The sequence below is a fragment of the Streptomyces sp. NPDC059564 genome (assembly GCF_042735575.1).
Classification (GTDB): Bacteria; Actinomycetota; Actinomycetes; order Streptomycetales; family Streptomycetaceae; genus Streptomyces.
This window is the reverse complement of sequence record NZ_JBHWBP010000374.1, coordinates 1-7343: the sequence shown is the minus strand read 5'-3', so window position 1 is coordinate 7343 and position 7343 is coordinate 1. Positions and strand designations below refer to the sequence as shown.

Annotated in this window: 5 protein-coding genes; 3 read left to right on the top strand and 2 right to left on the bottom strand. The window is 73.9% G+C overall.

Features of this window, described 5'->3' with window-relative positions; all coding sequences use genetic code 11:
- The 3 genes from ACFV0Q_RS35585 to ACFV0Q_RS35575 form a co-directional block, all read left to right on the top strand.
- Positions 1 to 383: DUF1838 family protein (locus ACFV0Q_RS35585; protein WP_385011256.1), on the top strand; the 383-nt coding region annotated here is incomplete at its 5' end.
- A gap of 426 nt (positions 384 to 809) precedes the next feature.
- Positions 810 to 2582, top strand: coding sequence for a S8 family serine peptidase (locus ACFV0Q_RS35580; protein WP_385011259.1), 1773 nt, complete (start codon positions 810 to 812; stop codon positions 2580 to 2582).
- Between the two features lie 240 nt (positions 2583 to 2822).
- Positions 2823 to 5600 (top strand): AAA family ATPase, encoded by a 2778-nt coding sequence (locus ACFV0Q_RS35575; protein ID WP_385011254.1) that lies wholly within the window; start codon positions 2823 to 2825, stop codon positions 5598 to 5600.
- A 43-nt stretch (positions 5601 to 5643) separates the two neighbouring features.
- On the opposite strand, the gene ACFV0Q_RS35570 is transcribed toward ACFV0Q_RS35575, so the two are convergent.
- Positions 5644 to 6510, bottom strand: coding sequence for a glycoside hydrolase family 19 protein (locus ACFV0Q_RS35570; RefSeq protein ID WP_385011257.1), 867 nt, complete (start codon positions 6508 to 6510; stop codon positions 5644 to 5646).
- A gap of 189 nt (positions 6511 to 6699) precedes the next feature.
- Entirely contained in the window at positions 6700 to 7110 is a 411-nt protein-coding gene (locus tag ACFV0Q_RS35565; protein WP_385011252.1) for a rodlin, read from the bottom strand.
- Positions 7111 to 7343: the final 233 nt, after the last annotated feature.

Here is a 7343-nt window from a genome sequence, read left to right as displayed (position 1 = left end):
GCCTGCAGATCCCCCTCTCCTACCCCTCGCCGCTGCCCGTCGCGGACTACCCGCGGAACTCCGCCGACGACACCTACCGCGCCCTGGAGCTCTTCCAGTTCTTCACCCCCGCCGCCGCCCTCGCCGGTGACGCCCCGAGCGTGCCCGCCACCATGTCCTGGACCCGCCAGTCGCCGTGGCTGCCCTGGATGGAGCAGGGGCAGCGCCCCGGCGGCCTGACCTTCCACTGCCGGGGCGTGAAGCTCGGCTCCTACGCCGAGGTCCCCGAGCGCACCCGCGCGTACATCGCCGAGCACCACCCCGAGTTCGCCCACGCCCCCGAGAAGTGGAGCGAACCGAACGAGACCAGCTGGACCTACTTCCGCAAGCTCAACCCGAGGTAGCGCGGGCGCGGGGGCGAGGGAGGAGAGCGGGAGCGGCGGCGTCCCGGAGGGTTCCGGAGGGTCCGGCAGGGTCCCGCAGGGTCCGGACAAGGGTTTTCCCCGTATCGGGTTCATCCCCGCGTTGCCTACTGTCTGCCCACCGGCGATCTTCCGCACCCCGGACTGCCCCGCACCAACCCCACATGGTGTGAAGCCGTACGCGGGCGCGCGGATCGCCGGTACGCCGTTGCCCAGCCCCGCCGTCGCGGCCGGGCAACGAGGCGCGCGGCGGCGGCCGGAGCGGGTCTGACCAGCCCGCACCCCGGTCCCGCGGCCGCCGATCACCTCCCACACTGCACCGACCGGCCGCTCCGGCCTGCCCGGAAACGGCCCCCGAAGGGGAACACCGTGCACGCATCCAGACGTCGGCTCATATCCGTGGTGGCCATGTCCGTCACCCTCCTCGCGGGCTCCGCCACCGCCTCCGTGGCCGTGACCGCCGCGAACGACCCGGCCGGCACCCTCCCGGCCGCCGCGGCGCCCTCCTCGCCCGCCGCCGCCCCGGTAGAGAACCTCATCGTCGGATACAAGTCCTCGGCCTCCGAGGCCAGTTCCAACACCGCCGCCGCCGACGACGCGGCCGCCAAGGGCAAGAAGGCCGGGAAGCAGGCGAAGTTCGACCGCCGCCTCGGCACCGGAGCCGCCCTCGTCAGCCTCGGCGGAGCCGTCGCCCCCTCCGAGGCGGCCGGCGTGATGGCCCAGTTCCGCGCCGACCCCGACGTCGCCTACGTGGAGCCCGACTCCCGTGCCTACGCGATGAGCACCCCCGACGACACCGAGTACGCCAAGCAGTGGGACCTCTTCGAGCCCACCGCCGGCATGAACGTGCCCGCCGCCTGGGACAAGACCACCGGCTCCGGCGTCACCGTCGCCGTGATCGACACCGGCTACGTCGCCCACTCCGACGTGGCCCCCAACATCGTCGCGGGCTACGACTTCATCTCCACCAGCTCCGCCGCCCGCGACGGCAACGGCCGCGACAACAACCCCGCCGACCAGGGCGACTGGAGCGCGGCGGGCGAGTGCGGCACCGGCTCCAAGGCCAGTGACTCCTCCTGGCACGGCACCCACGTCGCCGGCACCATCGCCGCCGCCACGAACAACGGCAAGGGCGTCGCGGGCATCGCGTACAACGCGAAGATCCAGCCGGTCCGCGTGCTCGGCAAGTGCGGCGGCGCCACCTCGGACATCGTCGACGCCATCACCTGGGCCTCGGGCGGCTCCGTCGCCGGCGTCCCGGCGAACGCCACCCCCGCCAAGGTCATCAACATGAGCCTCGGCGGCTCCGGCGCCTGCACCACCAGCTACCAGAACGCCATCAACGCGGCCGTCGGCCGCGGCACCACCGTCGTGGTCGCCGCCGGCAACAGCAACGCGGACGCGGCCGGGTTCACCCCCGCCAGCTGCAACAACGTGATCAACGTCGCCGCCACCAACCGCACCGGCGACCGCTCCTTCTACTCCAACTTCGGCTCGATCATCGACGTCGCCGCCCCGGGCGGTGAGACCCGCCGCGCCACCGACACGCCCGGCACCGTCACCACCCCCGAGAACGGCATCCTCTCCTCGCTGAACGCCGGCACCACCACCCCCGGCGCCGAGATCTACAAGCCCTACCAGGGCACCAGCATGGCCGCCCCGCACGTCGCCGGCCTCGCCGCGCTCCTCGTCGCCGCCAAGCCGTCCCTCACCCCGGCGCAGGTCGAGTCGGCCATCAAGACCAGCGCCCGCCCGCTCGCCGGCACCTGCACCGGTGGCTGCGGCACCGGTCTCGCCGACGCGGCCGCCGCCGTGACCGCCGTGACCTCCACGCCGACCACCCCGTCGTTCGAGAACACCGCGGACTTCGCGATCGCCGACAACGCCACCGTGGAGAGCCCGATCACCGTCTCCGGTGTGAACGGCAACGCGCCGGCCGCCCTCAAGGTGGGCGTGAACATCGCGCACACCTACATCGGTGACCTGAAGGTCGACCTGGTCGCCCCCGACGGCACCGTGTACACGGTCCACAACCGGGCCGGCGGCAGCACCGACAACATCAACCAGACGTACACCGTCGACGCCTCCTCGGAGGTCGCGAACGGCACCTGGAAGCTGCGGGTGAACGACAACGCGGGCGGCGACACCGGCAAGATCGACTCCTGGAGCCTCGGCTTCTGACCGTCGGCCCCCGACCGGTCCGGGCCCCCGGGGAGCCCCCCAACTCCCCCCTGACGGGCCGATAGTACGGACCATCCCCAGCGCACGGACCTGTCGGTACCTCCCGTACCGACAGGTCCGTCGTGCTTTCCGGTCGCCTGACTGAATTCTGCGTCACAATCAGGGTCCGTCCGGCGGCCGACCTCGTATTGTCGCGTTTCACAGGAAGGGCACAGGGGCGCGAAAGGCTGGTGGCTGTGCGTGGCGGCGACGGGGCACGCTGACACCGAGGTCGGACACACCAACGTCGGACACCGTGAACTCATCGAGGCGGTCCACCGTGCGCTGACCACGCACGGCCGGGCCGTCCTCACCGGACCCGCCGGAGCGGGCAAGACCGAGGTGGCGCGGGCCGTCGCGGCCGCGGCCGAGGCCCGAGGCGAAACCGTACTCAGGCTCGCGCCGGAAGCCGCCGACCAGTGGATTCCCGAGGCCTCGGCCGCCGCCCTGCTCGCCTCCGTCCCCCGTACCGCCCTCGAACGGCTCGCCGGACCCCAGCGCACCGCCATCGCCCTGCTCCGCCGCGAGGCCGACGCCCCCGGCGCGGGCCGCGACCACGTCGCCCTGCGCCTGGCCGTCGTCGAGGTGCTCCGCACCCTCTCCGCCCCCGGCCCCGTCCTCCTCGTCCTGGACAACGCCCAGTGGCTCGACGCCGAGAGCACCGATCTGCTCCGCTTCGTCCTGCGCCTGACGCCGCCACGCGTACGGGTCCTCGTCGCCGAATGCGTCCAGGGCGGCGCCCCCGTCGCCGAACCCCTCTGCGGACCCGGCACCCCCGCCGTCCGCGTCCCCGCGCTCGGCGCCGACGAGGTCGCCGAACTCCTGCTCCGCCACGGCCTGCCCGCCCGGCTCGCCGGCCGCATCCACCAGGCCAGCGGCGGCAACCCCCGGCTCGCCCTCGCCCTCGGACACTCCCTGGCCGAAGCCTGCGGCTGCCCGGGCGGCGGCGCCCACCACGCCGACACCCTGCCCGTCTCAGGGCAGGCCCGCGAAGTCGCCCGCCGCCTCCTCGCCGAAGCCCCCGCCCGCGCCCGCCGCACCCTGCTGCTGGCCGCCCTCGCCGCCCGGCCCACCACCGCCCTGCTGCGCCGGGCCGGACGCCCCGACGCGGAAGCGGAACTCGCGGAGGCCGAACGGGCCGCGCTGGTCACCGTAGGGGAGGACGGCGCCGTGGCCTTCACGGCCGGCGCCCTGCCGACCGCCCTGGCCGCCGACGCCGGCTGGCCCGAACGCGCCGCCGGACACGCCGCGCTCGCCGCCGCCGTGGACGACCCCGTCCAGGCCGTGCGCCACCGCGCCCTGGCCGTCGACGCCCCCGACGCCGGCCTCGCCGCCGAGATCACCGACGCGGCCGCCGCCTGCCGCCGCCGGGGCCAGCGCGCCCTCGCCGCCGAACTCGGGCTGCTCGCGGCCGAACGCACCCCCGCCTCCCTGCCCCGGGAGGAACTCGCCCGGCTCGTCGCCGCCGCCGAGGACGCCGGCTGGGCCGGCCGCGCCGACCTCGCCCGCCGCGCCACCCGCGCCGTCCTCACCCGCGACGCCTCGCCCGCCCAGCGGGTCCGCGCCCGCCTCGCCGTCATCGACGCCGCCGGCCAGGCCCTCGCCGACCTTGACGAGACCATCGCCTGCGCCCTGGCCGACGCCGCCGGGGACCCCTCCCTGCGGGCCGCCGTCCAGCTGCGCATCGCCTGGAAGCACAACATCGGCGACGGCGACCCCGTACGCTCCCGCGACGCCGCCGCCGAGGCCGGAACCCTCGCCAAGGCCGGCGGGGACCAGGTCGCCGAAGCCATGGCCCTGACCGTACGGGCCCGCATGGGCCGCATCCTCGGGGATCCCGACGCGGAGGACATCCTCGCCGAGGCCCTCGCCCTGCCCGCCCCCGAGGTCCCCCTCGGCATGCGCAACGCCCCCCAGTACCTCGCCGTCCGCCACGCCCTCTTCGACGACCGGCTCACCGACGCCCGCCGCCAGCTCCTCGTCCTGCTGCCCGCCGTACAGCGCACCGGCTCCGCCGAGGACGTCTTCGAAGTGCTGCGCAGCCTCACCGAGGTGGAACTGCGCCGAGGCCGCTGCGGCCCCGGAGCCGCCCACGCCCGCCGCGCCCTCGAGCTCACCATCGAGGCGGGCCTGTCACCCGGCCCCGCCTGGTACGTCGCCGCGACCGCCGAGGCCGCCGGCGGCAGTTTCGCCCGCGCCACCGGATACGCCCGCCGGGGCATCCAGGCCTCCGAGGAGGAACACGACCAGGTCTTCCTGTCCCGGAGCCTGTACGCGCTCGGCACCGTCGAACTGGCCACCGGCGAGGCCGCGAAGGCGGTGGCCACCCTGAGCAGGGTGGCCGCGCTCGAGGAGGCCCAGCAGGTGGTGGACCCCTCGGTGCTGCGCTGGCACGGGGAACTCGCCGAGGCCCTGGTCGCCGCCGACGACCCCGGCCGCGCCCAGGAACTCCTCGACCGGGTCACCCTCGTGGCCCGCTCCCTCGGGCGGACCACCGTGGTCGCCGCCCTGGACCGGGCCCGGGCCCTGTGCCGCTCCGCGCAGGGCGAGCCGGAGCCGGCCGTCATGCTGCTGGCGCGCACCGCCCAGCGGTTCGAGGCTCTCGGGCTGCCCCTGGAGCAGGGCCGTACGCTGCTCGCGCTGGCCCGGGTCGAACGCAGGCGCCGCCGCCGGGCTCCCGCCCGGGCCGCCCTGGACGCCGCCGCCGAGGTCTTCGGGCGGGCCGGGGCCAAACCGTGGCAGGACCTGGCCCGGCAGACCCCGGGGGAGAGCGGCGCGGCCCCGTACCCCGGGGCGGCGGCCCTGACCGAGGCGGAGGCCCGGCTGGCGCTGCTCGTCGGCGGCGGAGCCAGCAACCAGGAGGCCGCCGCGAAGCTCTTCCTCAGCGTGAAGACGGTGGAGGCCCGGCTCACCCGGATCTACCAGAAGCTCGACGTCCGCTCCCGGGCCCAGCTGGCCACCGCACTGCGCGCCCGCTGAGCGGCGTGCCCCACCGGGCCCGGGACGGACGGTCGTGACCGGTTCAGCAGCTGAGGTTGTTCCCCGGGGTGACGCCCAGCAGCTGGGTGAAGCTCTGGTACGCGTTCACCCGGCTCTGCACCTGGGCCGGGTTGCCGCCGTTGCACTCCAGCGACCCGTTGATGGAGCGGATCGTCTCCCCGAAGCCCGCCCCGTTGACCATCGCGGCATGGGCGGTCATCGTGCCCGGGCCGTTCTGGGTGTTCCAGTACCAGAGCGCCGTCTTCATGGCGACCGCCGGGTCCTGCTCGACCAGGTACGGGTTGGCGAGGAGGTTGATGCCCAGGGCGTCGCCCGCCGCCTTGTAGTTGAAGTTCCAGCTGAGCTGGATGGGGCCGCGCCCGTAGTAGGCGGCCTGGCCCGCGGGACAGCCGTAGGGCTGGCTCGCGTCACAGTAGTGCGGGTAGTTCGCGGTGTTCTGTTCCACTATGTACACCAGTCCGCCCGTCTCGTGAGAGACGTTCGCGAGGAAGGCGGCCGCCTCGCGCCGCTTGACGGTGTCGTCCCCGGTGGTGGCGAAGGCGGGGTACGCGGACAGCGCCGCGACCAGGCCGTTGTACGTGTAGAAGGAGTTCCGGTTCGGGAACATCTGGTTGAACTGGGCCTCGCTGACCACGAATCCGGACGGGTTGCCCGGGTCGGGGTCCTGGCCGCCCCCGCCGCCGCAGGCGCCCTGGTCGGACCAGACGCCCCACTGGCCGGTGGTGCCGGGCGTCTCGCCCTGCGTCCACCACTTGGCCTGCCAGTTGTGACCGTTGTACGAGGCGTTCATGCCGTTCGTGTAGACGGCGGAGGAGGCCCAGGCCCCGGCGCAGGCGGGGGCCGCGGCGGCGGGGGAGGCGGGCAGGGCGACGGCGAGACCGAGGGTCACGGCGGCGGCCGCGGCGACGGAGAGGGCGCGGCGGCGGAGGGCTCGTATCACGTAACTGCTCCTGTGGTGGGGGGAATTGTCGCGTGGGGTGGGGGGCGACGACTACCGCCACTGAAGCGAAACTGGTCTGGACCTGTCAAGGTCTAGACCAGATGTTTCCGGTGGGCCGTACTCCGGATACCGCCTGGATCAGCTGCCGGCGGAGAGGTTGCCCGACAGGATCGGGATGTTGTCCACGATGTGGGACAGCGACTCGTCGCCCTTGGCCTGCGTCGAGTTCTCGGCGCACTGCTGGTTCTGCGGGTTGGACAGGACGTTGATGTCCTGGACGCCGACGTTGACCGCGGCGAGGATCGACTGGGCGTTGACCTTCGCGGGCAGGCCGATGCAGAGCTTGTTCAGCGAGCCCTGGACGGCGCTGAGCTGGGGGCTCATCTTGCCCTGGGTCTCCTGGTTGCCGTAGATCTGCGCGGCTCCGTTGCCGTTGACCGTGTTCACGCCGTGGTCGTTACCGATCGCCATCGCCGGAGAGGCCGCGAGGGCGCCCGTGCCCAGTACGGAGGCGGTGACCGCGGCGGTGGCCATGAACTTCTTGAGCATCGTGGAGATCCTTCTGTCGCATGAGCTGTCCCCGGCGGGACGTCCTGATCAACTGCCCCCGGCGCCAAGGGTTATCGCCGATCACCCATGCGGCCCAACGATTCGATCCGCTCCGCTCCGTCCGGCCTCCGCTAACCCGGTGAACGCCGGGGGCCGCCCGACAACCCCCGCGGCCCCCCCCGCCCCCGGGGCCTCAGCCCGTCTGACACGTATACACAACACCGACCCCACCA